Source organism: Acidobacteriota bacterium, assembly GCA_020853395.1.
Taxonomy (GTDB): Bacteria; Acidobacteriota; Vicinamibacteria; order Vicinamibacterales; family SCN-69-37; genus JADYYY01.
On sequence record JADYYY010000019.1, the window covers coordinates 357082 to 381742 of the forward strand.

The window sequence follows — 24661 nt, forward strand, 5'->3', positions numbered from 1 at the left end:
CTCAGAACTTCTCCGGCTTCAGCATCGCGACGACGAGATACGCGAGCATCGCCGCACTCACGGCCAGACCGATGGCGTAATCGAGCCCCACGACCCACCTCACTTCATCAGCCAGTCGCAGACGCGCACGTACCCGAGGCTGACGACGAAGAACACCACCACCACGCCCAAGAACACGACGTCCAGCACAGGTCACCTCAGTACGAACACCCAATACCAAGAGAGCCAACGACGCGCCGGCCGTCGCCGCCGTTCAGCGCCGTGGTCGTGTCGCCGAGCGTCCGGAATTCCACACCACCGTGCAGGTTCCACGCGTGCGCGGGCCATGACGTAACGCTCCTCTCAACGATAGGGATCTGCTCCTGAAAACGGGCCGAGAAGTCCCTGAAAAAACCCTGAAGACCTTCAGGGCTTCTTCAGGGACTTCTCAGGCCTTTCTTCGGCGCGGTTCTCTACGCTGTCGGCAGAAGGAGGCGACCGATTACGTCGATGGGTGCAGTCGCGGTCTTGCGAGGCAGGGTGCTGTGACCATTGGGTGCGCAGCCGCGTCGGTGGACGTGTACGTCATTGCCACGACGCCGCGTGCCACCGTCACGGCGCTCGGAGCGGCGTCTGAACTGGCTCGTCAGCGTACCGGCAAGGTCACGATGCTGGTGTCCGCACACGACCGTCGCCTGCTTGCGCAGCCGCCGCTGCCAGTGGGTAGCGGCGCCGGCGACAGCCTCGACGAACGGCGACGTCGTGCCTTGAAAGCCGCACTCAGTCTCGCCGGCAGCTTCGACGTCGTCGGTATCGCGATTCTCGATCTCCACTCCGTGTCGGACCTGGCCCAGGTGGCCCCCACGCGGTCCACGCTCGTGCTCGGCACACCCGAAGGTGATGGGGATGATTCCGACACGACGTTCGCGCGAACGCTGGGCTCGTTGGGCTACGAAGTGGTCCTCGCGTCATCCGAGGGCTAGCGTCGAACCGGTACGAGCATGCGGGGTGCGCTCGAGCGAGAACGTGCGCTGCTCGAGACGCTCGCGCCACTCTCGCCGGGCCGGAACCGACGTGAGCTGCGCTCGCTCACGGACCGGCGCGCTCACTCGGGCACGATCTGATAGCTCACGAAGGCGAGATAGCGGCTGTCCGGCGACCACGACGACACGTTGATCGTGCCCTGGCCGCCGAACAGCTCGGCCAGCGCATCGACGGCGCGCGTCTGGAGGTTCATGCGCCGCAGCACGACGTCCTTGTTGGCCGGATGATCGCCCGAGCCCGGCGCGTAGCTCAGGAACACCATCACCTGTCCGTTCGGCGCGACGTGCGGGAACCAGTTCTCGAAGCGGTCGTTGGTGATCTGCTCCTGCTCGGATCCGTCCACCTTCATCCGCCACACCTGCATCGACCCGCTGCGATCGGAGTTGAAGTAGATGTGCTGCCCGTCCGGTGAGAACTCCGGGCCGTCGTCTTTCGCCGCCGCCGTGGTGAGGCGCCGCTCCGGGCCGCCGCCGGCGGAGACGGTGTAGACGTCGAAGTTGCCGTTGCGCTCGCCGCAGTAGGCGAGCGTTCTGCCGTCGGGCGACCACCCGTGGAAGTAGGACGGTCCCAGCTCGGTGACGCGCGTCGGCGCGCCGCCGCCAGCCGGCACGGTGTAGATCAGCGACGGGCGCTGCCCGTTGACGACCTGGGACTGATCGCTGATCGCCCACAGCTCGCCATCCTTCGTCACGCCATGGTCGTTGTTGATGCGCGTGAGCGGGCCGAGGTCGACCGCCTCCGGCGTGCTCCTCCGGTTCGGATTCCGCGGCGCGCCGGGCGGATCGGCCTGTACGCGGTACAGGCGGCCGCCATTGTTGAAGTACAGCGTGTTGGTCCCGTCCGGGAACCAGTTCGGCGCCTCGATCCGATCGCGCTGTGTGACGACGTACGCGACGCGGCGGTCCTTGGAGGCGAGGCTGATCGTCTCGAGCGTGTTGACGAGCGTCGTGCGTCCCGTCGCCGACGGCGGCGTGGCGATCTGCACGTTCGAGAACTCGACGGTCTCGAGCCGGCCGGTGTCGTGCGCGGTCACGCCGATGCCGATGTAGAACTCCCCCGCGAAGGGCACGCGCGCGGCCCCGCCTGCCGGCCGCAGTTGGCCGCCGGGATCGGCGACCGACATCGAGACGTAGTCGCCGCGCTTCTCGATCCGGAGCCGGCGCGGGCCGGCGAGATCCGTCTGCACCTCGTGCGTGACGTCGCCCTTCTCGGCGCGCCACTGCAGCGACGTGAGCCCGTCGCCGTGCGCGGCGGCGTCGGCGTAGACGCTGTCGCCGTCGAGTGTCTGCCGCAGCACCAGCACGCCCTTGCGATGGCCGTTGGGCGTGCCGGTCTCGGGCTTCGAGCCGGCGAACGTGACATCGGCCGTGAGCATCACGTCGCCCGAGACCTTCTTCCAGACGTAGTGGAAGTGATCGGCGCGCGCCCACATGTTCTCGCCGCCGCCGGTGACGCGGTAGACCTGGCGGCTCGCGTCGTACGTCGCCGAGCCCGGCCCGATCGTCGACGGCGCGCCGATGTCGGTGCTGCCGTCGAAGAGGCCGATCGCCGCGGTGGGCGCGGTGCCGGCGCGCGTGCCGCCAGCCGCGATGCCGAGGACGATCGCGATCGGAAACGAACCGCGGATCCAGCGCGTCATGACGCCTCCATCGACGGCCGGGCCACGCATCGGGCACACAGCCGCCGGATCGGAATGGTTGTCGGGTGACCGGCTGACAAGATAACGGAACCCGCCCGCGGCCGACAAGCCATCGCGGCGCATCTCGGAACTGCTCTACGATGACGCGTGGCCGACGTCACACCCTCCGCCGTGGTTCCGGCCGCCGGACGCTCGTCGCGATTCGGCGGCCCGAAGCTTCTCGCCGACGTGCAGGGCCGGCCGTTGATTCGCCGGACGCTCGAGGCTCTCGCCGCCGGCGGCATCGACGACGTCGTCGTGGTCATCGGCCCTGAGGCGCCGCGCGAGCTGGTCGGCCTTCTCGACGACTCGCGCGTCACGACGGTGGTCAACCCGGAACCGGACCGCGGGATGTTCTCGTCCATTCATGCCGGGTTGATCGCTGCGGCCGGATCGCCCGTGCTCGTGCTTCCCGCCGACATGCCCTTCGTGCAGCCCGCCACCGTGCGCGCCGTCGTCGACGCATGCCGCGCGACCGGCCGCGTCGTCGTTCCGGCCGTCGGGCCGAAGCGCGGTCATCCCGTGGCGCTTCCTCGCGTCGTCTGCGACGCCATCGCGGCGAAGGGCGATCCGCGGGGAACGTTGAAGGACGCGTTTCAGGCTGCGGCGGGCGGCCCGCCGGTCGAGTTGCCGGTCGAGGACGCCGGCGTGTTGCACGACGTGGACGTGCCGGGCGACTTGGTGTGAGCCGTGACGAAGATCATCATCGCGGGCGGGACGGGGCTGATCGGGGGCGCGTTGGCGCGGCGGCTGGCGGACGATGGCCACGACGTCGTCGTGCTGAGCCGCAGTGCAGGGTCGAGCGGCGATTCGAGGATTCGGCGCGCGGCGTGGCAGCCCGATGGGACGAGCGGCGCGTGGGCAGCCGAAATCGACGGGGCCCATGCGATCGTCAACTTCACGGGCGCCGGCATCGCGGATCGCCGCTGGACGGATGCACGCAAGCGGGAGCTGCGAGCGAGCCGCGTGCTGCCGACCCGCAGCCTCGTGGCGGCGGTGCGGGCCGCGACGCGCCGGCCGGCCGTCTTCGTCCAGGGATCGGCTGTCGGCTACTACGGCACCGGCGACGGCGCGCGCGAGGTGGACGAGTCGTTCCCCGCCGGCCGCGACTTCCTCGGGGAGCTCTGTCAGGCGTGGGAAGCGGAAGCGCAGCCGGCGGCAGCGCTCGGCTGTCGTCTCGTCACGCTCCGGACGGGCGTCGTCGTGTCCAGCCGCGGCGGCGTGGTCGCGCGGCTGAAGGTGCCGTTCCTGCTCTTCGCCGGCGGGCCGATCGGCAGCGGCCGCCAGTACCTGTCCTGGATCCACGAGGACGATCTCGTGTCGATGGTGCTGTGGGCGATCGCGACGCCGGCGGTCGAGGGCGTGTACAACGCCACGTCGCCGAACCCGGTGACCAACGCGCGGTTCTCAGCCGCGCTGGGCCGCGCGCTGCACAGGCCCAGCGTCCTGCCGGTGCCGCCCTTCTTCCTGCGGCTCGTGTACGGCGAGATGGCGCAGGCGATGCTGATCGAAGGGCAGCGCGTCGTGCCACGGCGCGCCGTCGACGCCGGGTTCGTGTTTCGCTATCCGGAGATCGACCCGGCCGTGGCAGCCGCCGTGAAGGCCAACCGCTGAGCCTTCGCGCCTAGGCCGGACGAGGCCGCGCACTTCGCGGCGCTTCCGGGGCGAGCGCGGCGTCCACGACCTCGCGATGAGCTTCCGCGCGATCGGTTGCGCTTCCTCGAAGAACGCGTCGCGACGCTGCCGACAGCCGCGCGGGCGATCGCCCGGCGATGCCGGCATGGCGTTCTGGCTACGGCGCTTCCGCGTAGGCGGCGCGCGCCAGCGCCGTGATGCCGTTCGCCCTCGGCCATGCCGGGTGCGCGGCCTGCAGTTCGGCCTGCACGGCGGTTGCCGTCTCGTCCGCGGACTTGCCCTGCGCCTTGAGCGCCCGCGCGCGGGTCTGAATCGTCTGCACGATCGCGCGGTTCGCCTCGATGAGCCCACCGGATCCGACGGCGCCGTGCGAGGGCACGATGATCTGCGGCTTCAACGCCTGGAACGTGTCGAACGCCGCCAGCCAGGCCTTCGCGCTCGATGCCGCGTTCGCCGCCAGAAACGAGCTGTTCATCACGACGTCGCCGGCGAAGAGAACGTTGTCGCCCTCGACGAAGAAGCCGGTGTCGCCGCGCGTGTGCGTCGGGCCGACGACGACGAAGCGGACGGCCACGCCGCCGAGATCCAGACGGTGCTCGCGGTCGAAGGTGATGTCGGCGGGCCGTCTCGCAGCGTCCTTCAGGATCTCGGCGGTCGCCGGCGATCGGCCCGAGAACATCTGCACCATCTGCATGCCGCCCTGCTCGAACTCGGCCTCCTGCACCTTCGAGTTCACGTACTTCGCCGAGGCGGGAAACGCGACGTAGCCCGTCGTGTGCTCGGCGTGGAAGTGCGTCGAGGCGATGTAGAGCTCGGTGTTCCGGCTGACCTTCGCCACCTCGCGGAGCACCGTCTCGCCGTTGCGCCGCCCGAGGCCGGGATCGATCACGAGCGTCGCCCGGCTGCCGACGACGATGCCGACGTTGGGGACGAGGCCGACGTCGCCGTCGGGAATCACGTACGTGTGAGGCGCCAGCCTGGTCGTCACGTTCTCGCGCACGAGCGGATCCGGCACGGGGCCGCGTTGGGCCGTGAGCGTACCGGCGATGGCGAGGCCGAGCACGGCGGTCGAGGGCACGGTCAGGCGACGACGCAGCATGGTGATGTCTCCGCGACAAAGGCGACAAAGCACGATCAGGTGGATGACGAGAGCCGGCTCAGCGGCAGACCCGTGCCGCCGTAGCGGATCTGCGTGATCTCGGCGAGGACGGACAACGCGATCTCGGCCGGCGACCGGCCGCCGAGGTCGAGGCCGACGGGGGCGTGGATGGCGGCCAGCCTCGATTCGGGCACGCCGTGGTCGCGCAGCATGTCGGCAATCAGCACCGTCTTGCGGCGGCTGCCGAGCAGCCCGATGTAGCGCACGGTCGTGCGCGCCGCCGCCAGCACGCACTCGGCGTCCATCTTGTGGCCGCGCGTGGCGACGACGAGAAACGTCTGAGCGCCGTAGTCGAGCGACGCGATGCTGTGGGCCACGCCGGCGAGCACGACGTGAGCGCCGTCGAACCGCTCGCGGTTCGCGTACTCGGGCCGATCCTCGAGCACGGTGACGTCGAAGTCGAGCAGTTGCGCCTGCCGGGCGAGGGCTTTCGCCACGTGACCGCCGCCGGCGATGACGAGATGGGGGCGGCCGGCCACCGGCTCGATGAGCAGGTCGTGCTGGTCGTCGGCCCTGACGAGCCGCGGCGGGCCGTGCTGGAACTGCGCGATGGCAGCGTCGGCCGCGCGCGCGTCCTCGATCGGATCACCGAGCGTGCCCACGCGCCGGCCGTCGGCGAACACCGCCATGCGGCGGTCGAGCTCGAAGCCGCGCCCGGCGCGCTCGAGGCGCGTGATCACGGCGAGCGCGGGGCCGCCGCCGGCGGCGCGCGCGAGATCGGCCGTGAGGTCGCGGCCCGCGACGGCGAGCGCGTCGCCGCCAGGCTCCGCGAGGATCCACATCGTGCCGCCGCACACGAGCCCCGTGTTCCAGTCGAGCTCTTCGTTCAAGCGGTACTCGCGGAGCGATCGGCCGGCGCCGCCGAGGGCATCCCGGGCGGCGAGCATCGCGTCCGCTTCGACGCACCCGCCGCCGAGCGTGCCGAACGGCCGGTCCGCCGGATCGTCCGTCACGATGAGCTTGGCGCCCACCGTCTGGGGCGTGCTGCCGTGGGTCCGCACCACGGTTGCGACGGCGAACCGGCGGCCGGCGGCCGAGAGCTCGGCCATGCGTTCGTAGGGCGACGCGCTCGGCCTGACGGTTGCGCTTGCTGTCACGGCGTACCTAGTTTAAAACTGAATACTCCTGGAGCAGCTTCCATGGCGTTTACCTTGACCGTCAATGGGCGGCCGACGACTGTCGACGTGCCTGCCGAGATGCCTCTTCTGTGGGTCATCCGCGATGTGCTCAGCCTCAAAGGCACCAAGTTCGGCTGCGGCGTGGCGCAGTGCGGCGCCTGCACGGTGCACCTGGATGGCCAGCCGATCCGCTCGTGCAGCACGCCCGTGTCGGCGGCCGCGGGCAAGCGCGTGACGACGATCGAAGGGTTGTCGGCTGACGGCAGCCATCCGGTTCAGCGCGCGTGGATGAACATCGACGTCCCGCAGTGCGGCTACTGCCAGGCCGGCCAGATCATGTCGGCCGTCGCGCTGCTCGCCCGCACGCCCAATCCGACCGACGCCCAGATCGACGGCGCGATGAGCGGCAACCTCTGCCGTTGCGGCACGTACCTCCGCATCCGCCAGGCGATTCGGCAGGCGTCGCTCAACCTCGCCGGGCCCAACGGCGCCGGCAACGACTGAGTGGCCGCGCCGTGCACCGCGAGGCGAGCGAGCGGCAGCGAAGCCGGGATTTCGTAGGAGGCGCCGTGCAGAGCGTGCTCATGGATCGTCGTGCGTTCTTCCGCGTGAGCGCGATCGGGGGCGGCGGCATGCTGCTCGCGCTCTATCTGAAGCCGTCCGAGAGCGCCGCGCAGGCGCAGCCGCCGGCGCTCTGGTCGCCGAACGCGTTCGTGCGCATCATGCCGGACGGCACGGTGTACATCACGGCCAAGAACCCGGAAGTGGGGCAGGGGCCGAAGACGCACCTGCCCATGATCATCGCGGACGAGCTCGACGTGGACTGGAGCGTCGTCCGCATCGAGCAGGCCGACGTGAACCCTGCGGTGTACGGCCCGCAGTCGGCCGGCGGCAGCACGGCCACGCCGAACAACTGGACGCCGCTCCGGCAGGTGGGCGCGGCGGCGCGCATGATGCTCGTCTCGGCCGCGGCGTCCACCTGGAGCGTGCCCGAAGCCGAGTGCACCACGTCGTCCGGCCGCGTGCAGCATCGCGCGAGCAACCGGTCCGTGGGCTACGGCGAGATCGCCGCGAGAGCGGCCGCGCTCCCGCCGCCCGCCGTGTCGGACATCGAGCTCAAGGATCCGAAGGAGTACCGGATCATCGGCAAGCCGACGCCGGGCGTCGAGAACGCCGCGATCGTCACCGGCAAGCCGATCTTCTCGATCGACTTCACGCTGCCGGGGATGCTCTATGCGGTCTTCGAGAAGTGCCCCGTGTACGGCGGCAAGGTCGTGAGCGCGAACCTCGACGAGATCGGGGCGATGCCCGGCGTCCGCCACGCGTTCGTCGTCGAGGGCGGCACCGTGCTGACCGGCCTGCTGGGCGGCGTCGCCATCGTGGCGGACAGTTGGTGGCAGGCGAAGACCGCGCGCGAGAAGTTGAAGGTCACGTGGAACGAGGGCGCGACGTCGGCGCAGTCGAGCGCCGGCTTCGCGCGGCAGGCCGCCGAGCTCGGGCCGCAGACGCCGCAGACGTGGGTGCGGACCGATGGCGACGTGGAGCGCGCGCTGTCGGGCGCCGCGAAGGTGGTCGAGGCGGCGTACTCGTATCCGTTCCTGTCGCACGCGCCGCTGGAGCCGCAGAACGCCTCCGCGCGTTTCGCCAACGGCAAGCTCGAGCTGTGGACGCCGAGCCAGACGCCCGCCAACGGCCTGCAGCTCGCCGCGACGACGCTCGGCATCACGCCGGCCGACATCACGATGCACCAGCTTCGCGGCGGCGGCGGCTTCGGCCGTCGGCTGACCAACGACTACGTTGCCGAAGTGTCGTGGATCGCGAAAGAGCTCAACGGCACGCCGGTGAAGCTGCTCTGGACGCGCGAGCAGGACGTGCAGCACGATTTCTATCGGCCCGGCGGCTTCCATTTCCTGAAAGCCGGCATCGACGCATCAGGCCGGATCGCCGGGTGGCGCAACCATTTCGTGACGTACGGCGCCGGGCAGGGCGTGGCCGCCAGCGCCGACATGAGCGCCATGGAGTTTCCCGCGCGCTTCGTGCAGCACTACGCGTACGGCCGATCGCTCATGCCGCTCGGCTTCCCGACCGGCGCGATGCGCGCTCCGGGCAGCAACGGCATCGCCTTCGTGATGCAGTCGTTCCTCGACGAGCTGGCGGTCGCCGCCGGCAGGGATCCGATCGAGTTCCGGCTGGATCTGCTGTCGAACACGCCGATTCCCCTGCCGCCGCCTGCGGCGCCCGGAGCCGGCGGCCGCGGCGGCGGCGCGCCGAACCCGGCGTCGATCTTCAACGCGGAGCGGATGAGCAGCGTGCTGCGCGCCGTGCGCGATCGCTCGGGCTGGGCGAAGACGACCATGCCCCGGGGCTCGGGCATGGGCGTCGGCTTCCACTTCAGTCATCTCGGCTACTTCGCGTCGGTCGCCCACGTCAGCGTCGACGCGGCCAAGAAGGTCAGGGTGCACCGGATCTGGACCGTCGGCGACATCGGCAGCCAGATCATCAACCCGAGCAACGCCGTGAACCAGGCGCAGGGCTGCGCCATCGAGGCGCTCAGCCACCTCATGAACTGGGAGGTGACGTTCGCGAACGGCCACGCGGTCGAGAGCAACTTCGATCGCTACCAGCCGACGCGCATGAACCAGGCGCCGCCGGAGATCGACGTCCACTTCCTGACGACGCAGTACTCGCCGACGGGCCTGGGCGAGCCGGCGCTGCCGCCGGTGCTCGGCGCGGTGTGCAACGCGATCCACGCGGCGACCGGCACGCGCGTGCGTTCGCTGCCGCTCGCGAAGCAGGGCTTCAGTTGGGCGTAGCGACCGACCGGCCCGCGATCGGTCAAGAGGCAGACACGTGACGGGTATTCTCCGACGCGCCTGGACGTCGATCCGGCATTTCGTGATGTCGCGGATGTCGTGGCTCGACCTGTCCTGCTCCGCGTGAGCGTTCTCAACCGCGAGTCCGTGACGGCCATCGCGTCGAGCCGCCGCTCGAAGCGCACGGCGCACGACTCGCAGCACCGTTCCGCCGATCCGAACGCAGCTCTCGCTACGGTCTGATCTCCATCGCCCCCGTGTAGATCGCCATGCCGACGACGGCGTCGATGCCGAGCCGATCGAGGGTGTCGACCTCCTCGCGGTTGCGGATGCCGCCGGCGGCGATGAGGCGCCGCTTCGTCGCCGCCTGGACGGACTTGACGGCCGAAAGGTTCAGGCCGGTCAACAGTCCTTCCGTGTCCACGTGGGTGTAGAGGAACGCGCCCACGTAGGGCTCGAGCGTGCGCGCGGCGTCTTCCGGCGTCACGGGGATCGGTGTCTTCCAGCCGTGGACGACGACCTTGCCGCCCTTGCTGTCGATCGCGCCGACGAGCAGGTCCGGATCGATCACCTCCGCGAACGCTTCGGCGCGGCCGCGGTTGACGCCGCGATCGTTGAAGAGCGACGACCCGAGGATCACGCGGCGGGCACCGCCGGCGAGCAGTTCCTGCGCGCGCTCGATCGATCGCACGCCGCCGCCGACCTGGCACGGCAGCGCCGACGCGACGCGGCGGACCAGGGCGTCGTTGGCGGGCCGTCCCATCGCCGCGTCGAGATCGATGAGCTGCACGATCGGGAACGCCGAGAACTTGTCGATCCAGCCGTCCAGATCGTCGCTCGCGAGCACGAGCTTCTCGCCCTGCTGCAGTTGGACGACGCGGCCGCCCATCAGATCGATTGAAGGAATGAGCACGGGTGCCTACCAGTCCAAGCGCATGGGCACGCCGTGCTGCGCGAGGAAGGTCTTCAGGTCGCGCACGGCGTGCTCGGAAAAATGGAAGACGGAGGCGGCCAGCGCGGCGTCCGCGTGGCCGGCCTCGAAGACCTCGAGAAAGTGTTCCGGCACGCCTGCGCCGCCGGACGCGATCACCGGGATCGGCACGGCGTCGCTGACGGCCGCCGTGAGCTCGCAGTCGAAGCCAGAACGCGTGCCGTCGCGGTCGATGGAGGTGAGCAGGATCTCGCCGGCGCCGCGGTCGGCGGCTTCGCGCGCCCAGGCGACGGCCTCGCGCGGGGCGCGCGTCGTGCCGCTGCGCGCGAACACCTCGAAGCCGTCCGCGCCCCGCTTGGCGTCGATCGCGACGATCACCGCCTGGCTGCCGTACGTGTTCGCGACCGCGGTGACGATCGACGGATCGGCGAGCGCCGCGCTGTTGAGGCTGACCTTGTCGGCGCCCGCGTCGATCACCGCCCTCGCGTCGTCCATCGACCGGATGCCACCGCCGACGCCGAGCGGGATGAAGATGCGGCGCGAGACCTCGCGGACGGTGTCGAGCAGCGCGCGCCGGCCTTCGAGCGTGGCGGTGACGTCCAGCACGGTCAGCTCGTCGATGCCCTCGCGGTTGTACCGGTCGGCGAGCTCGGCAGGATCACCGGCGGCGCGCAGGCCGGCGAAGTTGACGCCCTTGACCACGCGGCCGTCTCGGACGTCCAGGCAGGCGATGAGGCGCTTGGTCAGCACGATCGCCCGCCCGTCTGGACGACGCGGAGGAAGTTCTCGAGCATCTTCAACCCGGTGTGCCCGGACTTCTCGGGGTGGAACTGCGCGCCGAAGATCGCGGCTCGCTCGACGGCCGACGCGAACGGCACGCCATGGGTCGTGACCGCCACCGTGTCGGGCCCGACCGGCGCCGCGTACGAGTGCGTGAAGTACGCCGACGCCTGGGTGGGCACGCCTTCGAGCAATCGGGATCGGCGTGCGCCGGTCTCGAGCGTGTTCCATCCAACGTGCGGCACCTTCACGTCGCCGCTCAGCCGGAAGCAGCGGCCCTGCATCAGGCCGATGCCCGGCAGATCGGGCGCCTCGTCGCTGCCCTCGAACAGCCACTGCAGGCCCAGGCAGATGCCGAGCAGCGGGACGCTGCGCTCGACCGCGCGGCCGATCGCGCCGCGCCACGATTCGTCGAGCGACGCCGTCGCGTTGAAGTGTCCCACGCCGGGGATGACGATGCCGGCGGCGCCGTCGAGGCCGTCGACCGATCGGATGGTGCGGATGTTGGCGCCCACGGCCGCGAAGCCCTTGAGCACCGACGTCAGGTTGCCGGCGCCGTAGTCGACGAGCGCGATCACAGCAGGCCCTTCGTGGACGGCAGCATGCGCGCGAGCCGCCGGTCCTTCGCGCACGCCACGCGCAGCGCCCGCGCGAACGCCTTGAAGGTCGCCTCGATCTGGTGGTGGCTCGATCGGCCGTAGAGCACCTTCAGGTGCACGTTGGCCCGAACGGCGTTCGCGAACCCCTCGAAGAAGTCCTGCACGAGCTCGGTCTGCAGATCGCCCACGCGCGCGGCGCGCACCTTCGACAGATCGACGACGGCGAACGGCCGGCCGGAGAGATCGATGGCGGCGATCGCGAGCGTCTCGTCCATCGGCATGAGGAAGTAGCCGGCGCGGTTGATGCCGCGCTTGTCGCCGAGCGCCTTCGCCATGGCCTCGCCGAGCGCGATGCCGACGTCCTCGACGGTGTGGTGCTGGTCGACGTCGAGATCGCCGTCGGCGGCGATCGTCAGGTCGAACCCGCCGTGACGGGCGACGAGCTCCAGCATGTGGTCGAGGAACCGGACGCCGGTCCGCACGTCGTAGCGGCCCTGGCCGTCGAGATCGATCGACAGCCGGATCGAGGTTTCGGTGGTTCGCCGATCAATGCGCGCGCGACGCAAGGATATCCTCCAGTACATCGAGCGCTCGACGCGTGTGGTCGAGCACGCCGGCCGTGAGCCGGATGCACCCGGCGCATCCGGGCGCGTCCGACTTGTCGCGGACGAACACGCGGGCGGCAGCCATCGTCTCCGCGATCGCGGCGGCGTCGCCCACGCGGAGCAGCACGAAGTTGCCCTCGCTCGGCCAGAACGCGAGGCCGCGCCGCCGGCAGAACGCGTAGATCGCTTCACGCGACGCGGCGGACTGGCTCACGTACCACTCGAGATGGCGGCGATCGTCGAGCGCGGCCGACAGGGCCGCGATGGCGGCGACGTTGACCGAGAACGGCAGTTGCACGGTGCGAAGCCGATCGAGCGTCCGCGGATGCCCGACGAGGGCGCCGATGCGCAGCGCCGCCAGGCCGTGGGCCTTCGCGAACGTCCGGCCGATCACGAGGTGGCGCGCGCGATCGAGCCGGGGGCCGATCAGCGTCCGGCCGCTGAAGTCCGCGTAGGCCTCGTCGACGAGGACGAGCGCGTGCGGCGCGGCCTCGAGGACGCGGTCGATCGCCTCCGCCGGAATGCCCACGCCCGTCGGGTTGTTCGGGTCCGTGAGATACATCGCGCGCGTCGCCGGCGTGATCGCGCCGATCACGTCCTCGATCGGAAACGCGAACCGCGCGGCTGGCGGCACGCGCACGAGCCGGGCCCCGACCGCCTCGGCGCACGACTCGTAGACCTCGAAGGCCGGCTCGACGACGACGATCTCGGGTTGGGAGATTCGGTCGCCGAGGTGCCATGCGCCGTACTGCGCGACCATCTGGAGGCCCTCGTCGAGACCGTTCGTGAGCTGCACGCATCCGCGGTCGACGCCGAACCAGCGTGCCACCTTCGCCGTGATGGCCGCTGCGTCCGGGTAGCACGCGATGTCCTCGCGAATGAGCGCCTGCAGCGCGGTGCGCACCGCCTCCGAGCAGCCCGCCGTGTTCTCGTTGAAGTGGAGCCGCAATCCGCCGGGCACGATCGGTTCCGGCGCGGACCTCACAGCCGCACCCGGACGGATCGCGCGTGGGCGTCGAGCCCTTCGGCGTCCGCGAGCGCCACGACGGCTGGACCGATGGCGCGAATGCCGCGCCGCGTGAGCCGCTGCACGTTGAAGACCCGGACGAAGTCGGCGGCGCTGAGCCCGCCCCGGAACCGGCCCGCGCCGCCGGTCGGCAGCACGTGATTCGATCCCGTGCAGTAATCGCCCGAGGCCTGCGCGCTCCATCTCCCGACGAAGATCGTCCCGGCCGTCTGGAACGCGTCGACGTCGGCCTCCTCGTCGACGACGAGGTGCTCCGGCGCGAGCCGGTTGACCACCGCCACCGCTTCGCGCCGCGTCGTGGCGACGACGATCGCGCCGTTCGACGTGATCGACTGCCTCGCCGGCCCTGTCGCAGGCATCTGCCGGTCGACTTCCGCCGCGACCGCGGTCGCGAGCGATCGGCGCGTCGTCACGAGCAGCGCGCGCGCTGCCGGATCGTGCTCCGCCTGCGCGAGCAGGTCGGCCGCGATCCACTCCGGCCGCCCGCGATCCGAGGCGACGACGATCTCGCTCGGGCCCGCGTGCAGATCGATGGCGCAGTCGGCCGACACGAGCGCCTTGGCGGCCGTCACCCAGGCGTTGCCCGGCCCGACGATCTTGTCGACCCGCGCGATCGCCCGCGTGCCGTACGCGAGCGCGCCGATCGCCTGCGCGCCGCCTATGGCGAAGACCTCCGACGCGCCGGCCTCGAGGGCCGCCGCGAGCACGGCCGGAGCGGGGCGCGGACACACGGCGACGACGTCGCGCACGCCCGCGACACGCGCGGGCACGACGGTCATGATCAGCGTGGACGGCAGCGGATACCGTCCGCCCGGCACGTAGCAGCCGACGCGCGCGAGCGGCTGCACGCGCTGCTCGATGCGCACGCCCGGCGTGACCGTGACGGCGAACGGCTTCGGCACCTGCTTCGCGGCCACCTTCTCCAGGTGCGACACCGACATCCTGAGCGCGCGGCGGACGGCCGCGGGCGTCTCGGACCATCCGCGCTTCAGCTCGGCCGCGGCGACCGGGCGGACGGCCGCGAGCGGCCGATCGAGACGGCGCGTCCAATCGAGCACGGCACGATCGCCGCGGGCGCGGACGTCGGCCACGATGCGCGCGGCGTCGCGCTCCACGTCCGCCCGCCGCGCCGCGTCGCGGGACACCAGCCGGTCGAGCGCCGCGCGATCCGTCGTCGAGATGATGCGCATCACAGCACGATCTTGTTGAGCGGGTACTCGACGATGCCCTGCGCGTTGGCGGCCTTGAGGCGCGGCATCAGCTCGCGGACGGTCCGCTCTTCGATCACCGTGTTCACCGCGACCCAGCCGTCCTCGCTGAGCGGCGAGATGGTCGGCCGCTGCAAGGCGGGCAGCAGGCCCAGCACCGTGGGCAGGTCCTCGCGCCGCACGTTGAGCATCAGGCCCACGCGGCCGTGCGCCTCGATCGCGGCCCGCAGCAGCAGCGCGATGTTGTCGATCTTCGTCCGCTTGGCCGCGTGCGCGAGCGCCTGGGCATTGGCGATGAGCTGCGTGTTCGACTCCAGCACCGTGTCGATGATCCGCAGCCGGTTCGCGCGGAGCGACGAGCCGGTCTCCGTCACCTCGACGATCGCGTCGGCGAGCACCGGCGGCTTGACCTCGGTCGCGCCCCACGAGAACTCCACGTTCACGCCGACGCCCTGCCGCCGGAAGTAGGCCTCGGTGGCGCGGACGAGCTCGGTCGCGATCGTCTTGCCGTCGAGGTCCTTCGGCGTCCGGTACGGCGAGTCTTCCGGCACGGCGAGCACCCACTTCACCCGCCCGAAGCTCTGCTTCGCATAGACGAGGTCCGCCACCGGCACCACGGTGTCGCGGCCGGTGGCCGCCGCGTGCTCGGCGATCCAGTCCAGGCCGGTCAGGCCCGCGTCGATGACGCCGTCGCCCACGTAGCGGGCCATCTCCTGCGCGCGAATCAGCAGGCACTCGATCTCGGGATCGTCGATCGTCGGATAGTACGACCGCGAGTTGACGTAGATGTTGAAGCCCGCGCGCGCGAAGAGCTGGATGGTCGCGTCCTGCAGCGAGCCCTTGGGCAGGCCGAGCTTAAGCGTCATTGGCGTTCTCGCGCGAGAGCGGCGTGTAGAAGCAACTGCGCGCGCCCGTGTGGCACACGACGCCGTCGCCGAGCCGGCGCACCTTCACCAGCACCGTGTCGTCGTCGCAGTCCGTGAACAGCTCGACGACCTCGAGGCGGTTGCCCGACGTCTCGCCCTTCGTCCAGAGCTTCTGGCGCGATCGAGAGTAGAACGTGGCGAAGCCGGTCAGACGCGTGCGCCGCAGCGCCTCGTCGTTCATGAACCCCACCATGAGGACCTCGAGCGAGTCGACGTCCTGAATCACCGCGGGCACGAGCCCGTCGAGCTTCGAGAAATCCATACCGGAACATCCTTGGCCGGCGGAAATGGCGGGGAAGATCAGGGACCCGCCAGAACCGGCGGGCTGCTAAGCAATCGAGCGAGGTCGAATCGTCGCTACGCGCAGCTCCACCGTCCGGTCGTCCGACCGTGGTGATGGTGGAGATGGACATGGAGGAACCGCGACATTGCCGTCGATGCTATCACAGCGCCGCCGGCCTCCCAAGCTCTGCCACGAGCGCCGGCGTCACGTCGCGCAGCGCCGCGACCACGCGGTCGGCGTGGAGCACGGCGTGCACCGGCGCCGTGGTCGTCACCGCGATCGTGCGCATGCCCGCGGCGGTCGCCGATGCCAGGCCGGCGGGCGAGTCCTCGATCGCGACGCAGGCCGACGCCGGCACGCCGAGCTTCGCAGCGGCCGCGAGGTACGGCTCAGGCGATGGCTTCGACGCCGCGACGTCGTCGGCGGCAACGATGACGGGAATGAGATCGGCCAGCCCGCCGGTGCGCAGGATGGCCACGATCTCGTGATGGAGCGCTCCCGACGCGATGGCGAGCCGATACGCGCCCGCGAGCTGTTGCACCGCGGTGCGGGCGCCGGGATAGAGGATGTCGGTCGACGCGAGGTGGCGGCCGAATGCCTGCGCCTTCGCCGCGAGGATGGCCTCGATCCGAGCCGGCGCCACGACGAGGTCGCGATCGGCCAGATAGGCGAGCACCAGGCCGCGATCGTCGAAGCCGATGTACCGGTCGAAGTACTCGGCGTCGCCGATCGTCCAGCCGTGCGCGGCGAACACCTCCTGGAACGCGCCGAGATGGAGGCGTTCGGAGTCGGCGATCACGCCGTCGAAATCGAGCACGACGGCGGTGACGCGCTGAGACGAGGAATCCGGTGGCGGCACGTCGGGTCGCGTCAGCTCATCAGCAGCGCGAGGAGCGCCTTCTGCGTGTGCAGCCGGTTCTCGGCCTGATCGAAGACGACCGACGCCGGCGAGTCGATCACCGCGTCCGTCACTTCCTGCCCCCGGTGCGCCGGAAGACAGTGCATGAAGAGCGCGCCGGGCGCGGCGGCCGCCATCAGCTCGGCGTTCACCTGGTACGGACGGAACGCCGCCTCGCGCCGTGCGGCATCGGCTTCCTGTCCCATCGACGTCCACACGTCGGTGTAGACCGCGTCGGCGCCGGACACTGCCGCCTGCGGATCGTGGAGCAGCGTCAGCGTGGCGCCCTGCGCTGCCAGATCGCGACAGCGCGCGACGACCTCGGGCCGAAGCTCGAAGCCTTCGGGCGTCGCGATCCGCACGTGCACGCCCAGCATGGCGCCGGCCTGCGCGAGCGACGTCGCGACGTTGTTGCCGTCGCCGACGTAGGCGAGCACGCGGCCCGGCAGCCGGCCGAGGTGCTCCTCGAGGGTGAGCATGTCGGCGAGCACCTGACAGGGATGCTCTTCATTGGTCAGCGCGTTGACGACGTGCAGGCGAGGCGCCGCGGCGGCGAACGCGGCCAGCCGCGCCTGCTCGAACGTCCGCGCGACGACCGCCGACACCCAGCGTTCGACGTTCCGGGCCACGTCCTCCAGGGACTCGCGGCCGCCGAACACCGTGTCGGCCGGCATCTCGATCACGTCGCCGCCGAGCTCGCGGACCGCGACGACGAACGTCATCCGCGTGCGCAGGGAGGGCTTCTCGAACATCAGCGCCACCTGCTTGTGTGCGAGTGGACGCGCGGTGAAGCGCCCGGCGGCGCGGTCGCGCTTGAGCGCCGCCGCCAGGTCGAGCACGCGGCGCAGGTCGGCGTGCGTCAGGTCGTGAACCGACAGGTAGTCCTTGCGCGTGCGCATCGCGGTGGCCGCTGGTGCGTTCATGTTCGGTACTCCGCGTTGATCCGGACGTAATCGGCGCTGTAGTCGCAGGTCCACATGGTCGCCTCGTGCCGGCCGCCGGTGCCGAGGTCGACCGTGATGGTGATCTCCGGCGCCTGCAGGACGGCCGCGGCGGCGTCCGCACGCTCGTCGTGCGGGGTGCCGGCGACGAAGAGCGGCACGTCGCCGATCGACACCGACGCGCGGTCGAGCACGAACTCGGCGCCGGAGCGGCCGGCCGAGGCGACCAGCCGGCCCCAGTTCGGATCGCCGCCGTGCACGGCCGTCTTCACGAGCGGTGAGTTCGCGATGGTCCTCGCCGCCAGCCACGCGTCCGATTCCGATGCGGCGCCGGTCACCTGCACGGTCACGAGCTTGGTCGCGCCTTCGCCGCCGCGCACGATCTCTCGGGCGAGATGGCCGGCCACCGCCATCAGCGGGTCGATCAGGCGGGGATCGTCGTCGCTCTCGATCGCGATGCCGGACTCGCCGGACGCCAGCGCGAAGACGCAGTCGTTCGTGGAGCACTCGCCGTCCACCGTGATGGCGTTGAAGGTCCGGTCGACGACGCGGCGGAGCGCGCGTCCGAGCACGATCGGATCGACCCGCGCGTCGGTCGTCAGGAAGCCGAGCATCGTCGCCATCCGCGGCTCGATCATGCCGGAGCCCTTCGCCATGCCGCCGACGGTGACGCGTCCGGCGGGCGTGTCGCAGATCGCCGCCGTGGACTTCGCGAACGGATCGGTGGTCATGATCGCGCGCGCGGCCGCATCACCGCCGTCGCGGTTGAGCGCGGCGTGAGCGGCCGTGATGCCGTGTCGGACCTTCTCGACGTCGAGCTGCACGCCGATGACGCCGGTCGACGCCACGAGCACCTGATCGACGGTGCAGCCGACGGTGGCGGCCGCCAGGGCCGCCATGTCGCCCGCGACCTCGAGGCCTCGGGCGCCGGTGGCCGCGTTGGCGCAGCCGCTGTTCGCCACGACGGCCTGCGTCAGGCCGTGTGACGCGGCGAGGTTGGCGCGCGAGACGACGACCGGCGCGGCCACGGCCTTGTTGGTCGTGAACACCGCCGCGCTCGGCCCCGGCCGGTCGGCGACGAGCAGGGCCAGGTCGAGCGCAGGATCGGCGCCGGCCCGCCGGCGTTTGATGCCGCAGGCCACGCCGGCCGCACGGAAGCCGCGCGGGGTCGTCACGCCCCCATCGAGACGCGTCGTCGTCATCTCAGGCGACCGCGGCGTGCTGGGGAACGTCGGCGACGGCATGGCGGGACGTCGCGCGAAGCGACAGCACCATCGCGTGCTGGCCGCAGCGGCGGAACAGCGGGCACGGCGCGCAGTCCTTCGCGATCTTCTGCGGCACCCAGAGGTGCGGCACGATCGAGAAGTTCTGCCGCACGAAGAAGCGGGCGTCGTGCGTGAACGCGCAGAGCGTGTCGAACCCCGTCGTGTCCGCCCGCCGGCGAAGCTCGGCCACGAGATCCGTCGCGACACCCGCGCCGCGCAGGTCTGGCGCGACGACGAGCGAGCGGATCTCGGCCACGAGAGGCGAAAGCGGCGCGAGCTCCGCGCAGCCGACGACCTGACCGTCGAAGTCGGCGACGACGAACGCGCCGGCGCGGCGGCGGACGTTCGCGAGATCGCGCGGGAGCAGATGTCCGGCGGTGCGGTTCGCGTCGATCAGCGCATGGATCGCGCTCGCATCGTCCACGGTCGCGGTTCGAATGATCACGTCGCTCATCTCGTCCCCCACGTCACGCGAGCACGGCCAGCGCCGCGTCCAGGCCGGCGGCGGCTTCGTCCACCTCGGCGTCCGTCACCACGTACGGCGGCAGCAGGCGCACGACCGTGCCGGCCGTACGATTCACGAGCAGACCGCGTCCGAGCGCCGCCTGGACGACGGGGAGCGCGTCCGTGCGCAGATCGAGCGCGGCGATCAACCCGGCGCCGCGCACCTCGGCGACGAGCGCCGGGTGGCGCGCCGCGATCTCGTGCAGCCGCTGGAAGAGCCGCGCGGATGCGCGGCGCATCGTGTCGAGCACGCCGGCCTCCATCACGTCGAGAAACGTCAACGCCGCGCGGCAGGCGAGCAGGTTGCCGCCATACGTCGTGCCGTGATCGCCTGCTGCGATCGTGGCGGCGACGCGATCGGTGACGAGCGTGGCGCCCACCGGAACGCCGGCGCCGAGGGCCTTGCCGAGCGCGACGAGGTCCGGCTTCAGCCCGAGGGCGCCGCTGCGAAGGAATGCGCCCGTGCGCCACGAGCCGGACTGGACTTCGTCCGCGATGAGCAGCGCACCGGTCGCCTCGCACGCGGCCGCGACCGCGCCGGCCATCGCCGGCGAGAACGGGCGCACGCCGCCCTCGCCCTGGATCGGCTCGAACACCACGGCGGCCGTGTCCTCGTCGACGGCGGCAGCGAGCGCTCGAGGATCGTCGGCCGGCACGAACGTCACGCCGGGCACCAGCGGCTCGAACGGCGCGCGGTAGTGCTCGTCCCACGTCACCGACAGCGCGCCCATCGTCCGTCCGTGGAACGCGTGCGAGAACGCCACGTAGTTCGTCCGGTTCCGGCCCTGCGCCTGCCAGTAGCGGCGGGCGAACTTCAGGCAGGCTTCCATCGCCTCCGTGCCGCTGTTGCAGAAGAAGGCGCGATCGAGGCCGGTCAGCTCGACGAGGCGCTTCGCGAGCTCACCCTGCAGCGGGTGGTAGTAGAGGTTCGACGTGTGGAGCAGCGTCCGCGCCTGATCGGCCAGCGCGCTCGCGAGCACGGGATGCGCGTGGCCGAGCGACGCCACGCCGATGCCCGACACGAAGTCGAGGTACGGCTTGCCCGCGTCGTCGAAGAGGCGCACGCCGTCTCCGCGCTGGAAGACCACCGGCTGCCGCCTGTAGTTCTGCAGCAGGTACTGCGCTTCGAGCGCCTTCACATCCGTCATCGTCGTCATCGTGTTGGTTCCTCAGCCGTGCCGGCGGCCGCGTGTGCCGGGAGCAGCGTCGTGCCTGGCGCCGCCTCTAGATCGCTCGTGCCGCCGAAGCCGCGGCCGTCGACGATTCGCACGCGTGCGACGCCGGCGTCGAGCGCCGCGCGGCACGAGGCCAGCTTCGCGATCATGCCGGCCGTGGCCGTGCCGGCACCGATCAGCCGATCGACGCCGTCGAGATCCAGATCGGCGATCGTCGAGCCGTCACGGTCGAGCACGCCCGCCGTCGTGCCGGCGATCACCAGATCGCAGTGGCTCAAGGCCGCCGCGATGCGGCAGGCCATGACGTCGGCGTTGACGTTCAGGATCGCGGGAAGGCGTCCATCGTCTGTCGCCGTCTCGAGGCCGAGGCTGGCGACGACGGGCACGTAGCCCGCCGCGAGGAGCGCGTTCAGCAGCGCGGCGTCCACGCCGACGGGATCGCCGACGAACCCGAGATCGACCGTGTCGCCCCTCGACGTGCGATGCGCGCTGGACCGCACGGCGCGGGCGAAGCCCGCGTCGGCGCCGGTCAGACCGACAGCCGGGACGCCGGCCGCCACGCACGCGGCGACCAGCTCCGTGTTCGCCGTGCCGCCGAGCACGGCGATCACCACGTCGAGCGTCTCGCGGTCGGTGATGCGGAGGCCCTCGACCTTCGCTGGCGCGATGTGTCGCCGCGCCAGCTCGGCGTCGATCGCGCGCCCGCCACCGTGAACGACAACGACCGGCCGGCGGCGGCTGGCGGCTGCCAGGGCGGCGGCCACGTTCGCCCGCTGTGCGGCGGTCTCGACGAGCTCGCCGCCGAGCTTCAGGACGAGCGGCGTCATCGCCCGCCTCTTCGGCCGGCAAAGGTGGGCGATAGGGCTGCGCAGCCGGTCGCCTCGTCGACATTGGCAGAATAGATATTCACAACAGCAAATAGATATACATGCCGAGGATGACGGAGTCAATCGAGATTCGCGTTTCGGCTCCGCCAAATCGCTTGGCTCAACTATGCAGACACTGTATGATTCGAGCCGCGGCTGAATAACTATGAAAGCCTGGCGCCAAGCTCAGATACTGGACGTCATCGATCGCGAGCCGATTGCCTCCCAGGAGATGCTGCGGCAGCGGCTCCACGCTGTGGGCATCGACGCGACCCAGGCCACCATTTCCAGGGACTTGAAGGACCTCGGGCTCGTCAAGCGGGCGGGCGACGGCGCGTACGTGCGGCCGGGTCTCGACCGCGGCGGCCCGGCGGTCGGCACGCAGCTCCAGCGCGCCGTGGCGACGCTCGTGCGCGGGTTCGAGCGCGTCGATCCGCTCGTCGTGGTCAGGACGGATCGCGGGCAGGCCCAGGGCCTCGCCGAGTGGATCGATCGCGCACAGCTCGCGGAGGTGGCGGGTACGATCGCGGGCGACGACACGATCCTGCTCGTCTGTCGGGGCGGGCCGGCCGCGGCCGCGGTCGAGACCAAGCTGAAAGCGATGGTCAAGGCCTGATGGCCGTCGTCGTCTTCGCCGACAGCGGACGCCGCGACGATGCGCGCGCGCTCGCCGCGATCGCGGGCGACGCGCGGACCGAGGTCGTCACCGTGACGCTCGACGTGGGGCAGCGCCGCACGCTCGAGGACGTGCGCGAGCGGGCGCTGGCGCTCGGCGCGCGCCGAGCGCACGTGATCGACGCGCGTGAGCCGTTCCTCCGCGAGTTCGTCTGGCCGGCGTTCGCCGCCGGCGCGCTGCAGCCTGGCGACGGGCTCGGCCACGCGCTGACGGCGCCGCTCATCGCGCGGTCCCTCACCGAGATCGCCGCGCTCGAAGGGGCGTCCGCGGTCGCGCACGGCGCACGGTCGCGGGGCGGCGTCGCGCGGTTCGCGCACGCGCTTCACGCGCTCAATCCGGCGCTCGACGTCGTCACCCTCGCGGATCTCGTTCGCCGCGACGGCCTGGAGCTTCTCGGCGATCGCGATCGCCAGCGGTTCTCCCGCGCCGACGAATCGCTCGAGTTCCCGACACGGCAGGTGGGGGAACGATCCCACGGCGCGCGCGCTCACGCCGCCGCTGAGACGAGAGCGGACGATCCGCTCGAGCATGGCAACCTCTGGGAGCGGCCGATCGGACCGTCCGGGCCGCTGCGCACCGCGGCCGCATCGGACGACGACGACCGGTTTCCGCCGTCGGCGACGATCGACATCGCCTTCGCCGATGGCGTGCCGGTTGGGCTCAACGGCGTCAGCCTCGATCCCGTCGAGCTCGTCGTCACGCTGCAGACGATCGCGGCGGCGCACGGCGTGGGCCGCGTGGCCTCGAGCCCTCGCGGGATCGATCTCGACGCGTCGGCGGCAGTAGTGCTCTGTCCGGCGTACGCCGCCCTGCGGCGTGACGTCCTGCCCGCGGATCTCGACCGGCTCGCGACCGATCTCGGCGGGCGATATGCCGCGTTGATCGAGCGCGGCGACTGGTACGGCCTCACCCGGCAGGCGCTCGATGCGTTCGCGGCCAGCGCGCGGCGCCATCTCGCGGGCGAGGTGTGCGTCCGGCTGTTCGCGGGGCGGTGCGAGATCTCGGCCGTCCGCGCCATTCCGGCCGATCCGCGCGGGGTCGCGGTTCCGGCCTCGACAGGGAAGGATGCCTAGTGTCCACGCTTTGGTCCGGCCGGTTCGCGCAGCAGCCTGACGCCGAGGTCTTCGAGTACGGCAAGTCGCTCCAGGTGGATCGGCGGTTGATCGACGACGACATCGCCGGCAGCCGGGCGTGGGCGGAAGCGCTCGCGCGCGCGGGCGTGATCACGCAGGCCGACTGCACCGCGATCCTCGACGGGCTCGCCGCCGTCGGAGCCGCGGTGCACGCCAATCCGGCGCTCGTCGACGAGGCGGCGGACGAGGACGTGCACTCGTTCGTCGAGCGGCACCTCGTGGAGCGCGTCGGCGAGGCGGGCCGCCGGCTGCACACCGGACGGTCGCGCAACGAGCAGGTCTCCGTCGATTTCCGTCTCTATCTGAAGCGCCGCATCGGGGTCGTGCAGCAGGCCGTGCGCACGCTGATCGAGGCGCTCGCCTCACAGGCCGAGGGCGCCGGCCGCGCGGTGATGCCGTCCTACACGCACCTGCGGCGCGCGCAGCCCGTGCTCGTGGCCCACGTGCTCCTGTCACACGCCGCCGCCTTCCGGCGCGACGTCGATCGGCTCGACGTCGCCCGCGCCGAGGCCGACGTCCTGCCGCTTGGATCGGGCGCCATCGCCGGCACGGCGTACGAGATCGACACGGCGTGGCTCGCCCGGCGGCTCGGCTTCGCGCGCGTGGTCGCCAACAGCATCGACGCGTCGGGCGATCGCGATTTCGTCGCGACGTTTCTCTATGCCTGTGCGATGGCCATGGTGCACCTCAGCCGGCTGGCGGAAGACGTCATCCTGCTCTCGAGCGAGGAATTCGGCTTCTTCGAGATCGACGACTCGGTGGCGACCGGGTCGAGCCTGATGCCGCAGAAGAAGAACCCGGATCCGCTGGAGCTCGTCCGCGGGAAGTCGGGCAAGGCGATCGGCCTGCTGACCGGTTGGCTCACCACGATGAAGGGGCTCCCGCTCGGCTACAACAAGGATCTCCAGGAGGACAAGGCGATCGCTTTCGAGGCGGAGGACACCGTGATCGCGTGCGCGCGCACGTCGGCGACCGTCGTGCGCACGCTGGCGCTGCGCGCGCCGGCCGCGCGGGCGGCCGCCTCCGGCCTGCTGCTCGCGACCGAGGTGGCGGACTACCTCGTCGGACGAGGCCTGCCGTTCCGCACCGCTCACGAGGTGACCGGCCGCATCGTGCGCGATCTCTACGCGGACGGCCGCGACTTCTCGGCGCTGTCGCTCGACGACTGGCGGCGATATCACGAGCTCTTCGACGACGGCATCTTCCAGGCGATCACGCCGGAGGCCGCCGTGGCGGCGCGCAAGACGCCGCAGTCGACCAATCCCGAGGCCGTGGCGGCGGCGCTCGCCGAGCTGAAAGGCTGGCTGGTCCATAATCGGTAGCCGTGTGTCCGCGGGCATCACGCTGCCGATCCGGCGACGAAGCGTATCGCGCCCGCATGTCCCGACGCCCGCGTTGCTCGCGCCGACGCATCGCGC

At 71.1% G+C, this 24661-nt stretch carries 26 protein-coding genes; 8 read left to right on the plus strand and 18 right to left on the minus strand.

The window, feature by feature from the left end; all coding sequences use genetic code 11:
- Position 1 precedes the first annotated feature (1 nt).
- Positions 2-91, minus strand: coding sequence for a K(+)-transporting ATPase subunit F (gene kdpF / locus IT184_18110; protein ID MCC7010731.1), 90 nt, complete (start codon positions 89-91; stop codon positions 2-4).
- 460 nt (positions 92-551) lie between these two features.
- Here kdpF and IT184_18115 point away from each other — a divergent pair, with 460 nt between their 5' ends.
- Positions 552-962 (plus strand): hypothetical protein, encoded by a 411-nt coding sequence (locus tag IT184_18115; protein MCC7010732.1) that lies wholly within the window; start codon positions 552-554, stop codon positions 960-962.
- A gap of 122 nt (positions 963-1084) precedes the next feature.
- On the opposite strand, the gene IT184_18120 is transcribed toward IT184_18115, so the two are convergent.
- Positions 1085-2662 carry a TolB family protein gene (locus IT184_18120; GenBank protein MCC7010733.1) on the minus strand — a complete coding sequence of 526 codons (1578 nt, stop codon included), beginning with the start codon at positions 2660-2662 and terminating at the stop codon, positions 1085-1087.
- 147 nt (positions 2663-2809) lie between these two features.
- Between IT184_18120 and IT184_18125 the strand changes: the two genes are divergently transcribed.
- Positions 2810-3388 (plus strand): nucleotidyltransferase family protein, encoded by a 579-nt coding sequence (locus IT184_18125; protein ID MCC7010734.1) that lies wholly within the window; start codon positions 2810-2812, stop codon positions 3386-3388.
- Between the two features lie 3 nt (positions 3389-3391).
- The gene (locus IT184_18130; GenBank protein MCC7010735.1) at positions 3392-4315 is read left to right on the plus strand and encodes a TIGR01777 family oxidoreductase; all 924 of its coding nucleotides are present in this window, start codon (positions 3392-3394) and stop codon (positions 4313-4315) included.
- A gap of 178 nt (positions 4316-4493) precedes the next feature.
- Here IT184_18130 and IT184_18135 read toward each other — a convergent pair whose 3' ends face one another.
- Both IT184_18135 and IT184_18140 read right to left on the minus strand, forming a co-directional pair.
- Positions 4494-5435 (minus strand): MBL fold metallo-hydrolase, encoded by a 942-nt coding sequence (locus IT184_18135; GenBank protein MCC7010736.1) that lies wholly within the window; start codon positions 5433-5435, stop codon positions 4494-4496.
- A gap of 35 nt (positions 5436-5470) precedes the next feature.
- The gene (locus IT184_18140; GenBank protein ID MCC7010737.1) at positions 5471-6592 is read right to left on the minus strand and encodes an XdhC family protein; all 1122 of its coding nucleotides are present in this window, start codon (positions 6590-6592) and stop codon (positions 5471-5473) included.
- A 42-nt stretch (positions 6593-6634) separates the two neighbouring features.
- On the opposite strand from IT184_18140, the gene IT184_18145 reads away from it, so the two are divergent.
- Both IT184_18145 and IT184_18150 read left to right on the plus strand, forming a co-directional pair.
- Positions 6635-7117, plus strand: coding sequence for a (2Fe-2S)-binding protein (locus tag IT184_18145; GenBank protein MCC7010738.1), 483 nt, complete (start codon positions 6635-6637; stop codon positions 7115-7117).
- 128 nt (positions 7118-7245) lie between these two features.
- A complete protein-coding gene (locus tag IT184_18150; GenBank protein MCC7010739.1) occupies positions 7246-9426 on the plus strand; it encodes a xanthine dehydrogenase family protein molybdopterin-binding subunit in 2181 nt (726 codons plus the stop codon).
- Positions 9427-9658: 232 nt separating this feature from the next.
- On the opposite strand, the gene IT184_18155 is transcribed toward IT184_18150, so the two are convergent.
- From IT184_18155 to argB, 14 genes are all read right to left on the minus strand, one after another.
- Positions 9659-10339, minus strand: a complete 681-nt coding sequence (locus IT184_18155) for a 1-(5-phosphoribosyl)-5-[(5-phosphoribosylamino)methylideneamino] imidazole-4-carboxamide isomerase (protein ID MCC7010740.1) — start codon at positions 10337-10339, stop codon at positions 9659-9661.
- Between the two features lie 6 nt (positions 10340-10345).
- Positions 10346-11107 (minus strand): imidazole glycerol phosphate synthase subunit HisF, encoded by a 762-nt coding sequence (hisF, locus tag IT184_18160; GenBank protein ID MCC7010741.1) that lies wholly within the window; start codon positions 11105-11107, stop codon positions 10346-10348.
- Positions 11101-11715 (minus strand): imidazole glycerol phosphate synthase subunit HisH, encoded by a 615-nt coding sequence (hisH, locus tag IT184_18165; protein MCC7010742.1) that lies wholly within the window; start codon positions 11713-11715, stop codon positions 11101-11103. The genes hisF and hisH overlap by 7 nt, the downstream gene beginning before the upstream one ends.
- Complete coding sequence (gene hisB, locus IT184_18170) at positions 11712-12320, minus strand: imidazoleglycerol-phosphate dehydratase HisB (GenBank protein ID MCC7010743.1); 609 nt, start codon at positions 12318-12320, stop codon at positions 11712-11714. Before hisB ends, hisH begins: the two co-directional genes overlap by 4 nt.
- A complete protein-coding gene (locus IT184_18175) occupies positions 12283-13302 on the minus strand; it encodes a histidinol-phosphate aminotransferase family protein (GenBank protein MCC7010744.1) in 1020 nt (339 codons plus the stop codon). Before IT184_18175 ends, hisB begins: the two co-directional genes overlap by 38 nt.
- A 20-nt stretch (positions 13303-13322) precedes the next feature.
- On the minus strand, positions 13323-14558 hold the full coding sequence (gene hisD / locus IT184_18180; GenBank protein ID MCC7010745.1) for a histidinol dehydrogenase: 1236 nt from the start codon (positions 14556-14558) through the stop codon (positions 13323-13325).
- Complete coding sequence (locus IT184_18185; protein MCC7010746.1) at positions 14558-15442, minus strand: ATP phosphoribosyltransferase; 885 nt, start codon at positions 15440-15442, stop codon at positions 14558-14560. Before IT184_18185 ends, hisD begins: the two co-directional genes overlap by 1 nt.
- The gene (hisI, locus tag IT184_18190; GenBank protein MCC7010747.1) at positions 15432-15764 is read right to left on the minus strand and encodes a phosphoribosyl-AMP cyclohydrolase; all 333 of its coding nucleotides are present in this window, start codon (positions 15762-15764) and stop codon (positions 15432-15434) included. The genes IT184_18185 and hisI overlap by 11 nt, the downstream gene beginning before the upstream one ends.
- A 181-nt stretch (positions 15765-15945) precedes the next feature.
- Positions 15946-16644, minus strand: a complete 699-nt coding sequence (locus tag IT184_18195; GenBank protein MCC7010748.1) for an HAD family phosphatase — start codon at positions 16642-16644, stop codon at positions 15946-15948.
- 11 nt (positions 16645-16655) lie between these two features.
- Positions 16656-17582 carry an ornithine carbamoyltransferase gene (gene argF / locus IT184_18200; protein MCC7010749.1) on the minus strand — a complete coding sequence of 309 codons (927 nt, stop codon included), beginning with the start codon at positions 17580-17582 and terminating at the stop codon, positions 16656-16658.
- 20 nt (positions 17583-17602) lie between these two features.
- On the minus strand, positions 17603-18826 hold the full coding sequence (gene argJ, locus IT184_18205) for a bifunctional glutamate N-acetyltransferase/amino-acid acetyltransferase ArgJ (protein MCC7010750.1): 1224 nt from the start codon (positions 18824-18826) through the stop codon (positions 17603-17605).
- Between the two features lies 1 nt (position 18827).
- Positions 18828-19334, minus strand: a complete 507-nt coding sequence (locus tag IT184_18210; GenBank protein MCC7010751.1) for a GNAT family N-acetyltransferase — start codon at positions 19332-19334, stop codon at positions 18828-18830.
- Between the two features lie 22 nt (positions 19335-19356).
- A complete protein-coding gene (locus IT184_18215) occupies positions 19357-20541 on the minus strand; it encodes an acetylornithine/succinylornithine family transaminase (protein ID MCC7010752.1) in 1185 nt (394 codons plus the stop codon).
- Between the two features lie 5 nt (positions 20542-20546).
- Positions 20547-21395 carry an acetylglutamate kinase gene (gene argB, locus IT184_18220; GenBank protein MCC7010753.1) on the minus strand — a complete coding sequence of 283 codons (849 nt, stop codon included), beginning with the start codon at positions 21393-21395 and terminating at the stop codon, positions 20547-20549.
- A 205-nt stretch (positions 21396-21600) separates the two neighbouring features.
- Here argB and IT184_18225 point away from each other — a divergent pair, with 205 nt between their 5' ends.
- From IT184_18225 to argH, 3 genes are read left to right on the plus strand one after another with little or no spacing between them, the layout of a single operon-like run.
- On the plus strand, positions 21601-22050 hold the full coding sequence (locus IT184_18225; protein MCC7010754.1) for an arginine repressor: 450 nt from the start codon (positions 21601-21603) through the stop codon (positions 22048-22050).
- Positions 22050-23183: an argininosuccinate synthase gene (locus tag IT184_18230; GenBank protein ID MCC7010755.1), complete on the plus strand. Its 1134-nt coding sequence runs from the start codon at positions 22050-22052 to the stop codon at positions 23181-23183. The genes IT184_18225 and IT184_18230 overlap by 1 nt, the downstream gene beginning before the upstream one ends.
- Positions 23183-24565 carry an argininosuccinate lyase gene (argH, locus tag IT184_18235; protein ID MCC7010756.1) on the plus strand — a complete coding sequence of 461 codons (1383 nt, stop codon included), beginning with the start codon at positions 23183-23185 and terminating at the stop codon, positions 24563-24565. Before IT184_18230 ends, argH begins: the two co-directional genes overlap by 1 nt.
- The last annotated feature ends 96 nt before the right edge of the window (positions 24566-24661 follow it).

Bases quoted from the DNA above. Each gene is read 5' to 3' on its own strand.
- IT184_18120 (MCC7010733.1), bottom strand. From the start codon at position 2,662: ATGACGCGCTGGATCCGCGGTTCGTTTCCGATCGCGATCGTCCTCGGC.
- IT184_18135 (MCC7010736.1), bottom strand. From the start codon at position 5,435: ATGCTGCGTCGTCGCCTGACCGTGCCCTCGACCGCCGTGCTCGGCCTC.
- IT184_18145 (MCC7010738.1), top strand. From the start codon at position 6,635: ATGGCGTTTACCTTGACCGTCAATGGGCGGCCGACGACTGTCGACGTG.
- IT184_18150 (MCC7010739.1), top strand. From the start codon at position 7,246: ATGCTGCTCGCGCTCTATCTGAAGCCGTCCGAGAGCGCCGCGCAGGCG.
- hisB (MCC7010743.1), bottom strand. From the start codon at position 12,320: ATGTACTGGAGGATATCCTTGCGTCGCGCGCGCATTGATCGGCGAACC.
- hisD (MCC7010745.1), bottom strand. From the start codon at position 14,558: ATGCGCATCATCTCGACGACGGATCGCGCGGCGCTCGACCGGCTGGTG.
- IT184_18185 (MCC7010746.1), bottom strand. From the start codon at position 15,442: ATGACGCTTAAGCTCGGCCTGCCCAAGGGCTCGCTGCAGGACGCGACC.
- hisI (MCC7010747.1), bottom strand. From the start codon at position 15,764: ATGGATTTCTCGAAGCTCGACGGGCTCGTGCCCGCGGTGATTCAGGAC.
- argF (MCC7010749.1), bottom strand. From the start codon at position 17,582: ATGCGCACGCGCAAGGACTACCTGTCGGTTCACGACCTGACGCACGCC.
- argJ (MCC7010750.1), bottom strand. From the start codon at position 18,826: ATGACGACGACGCGTCTCGATGGGGGCGTGACGACCCCGCGCGGCTTC.
- IT184_18215 (MCC7010752.1), bottom strand. From the start codon at position 20,541: ATGACGGATGTGAAGGCGCTCGAAGCGCAGTACCTGCTGCAGAACTAC.
- argB (MCC7010753.1), bottom strand. From the start codon at position 21,395: ATGACGCCGCTCGTCCTGAAGCTCGGCGGCGAGCTCGTCGAGACCGCC.
- IT184_18225 (MCC7010754.1), top strand. From the start codon at position 21,601: ATGAAAGCCTGGCGCCAAGCTCAGATACTGGACGTCATCGATCGCGAG.
- IT184_18230 (MCC7010755.1), top strand. From the start codon at position 22,050: ATGGCCGTCGTCGTCTTCGCCGACAGCGGACGCCGCGACGATGCGCGC.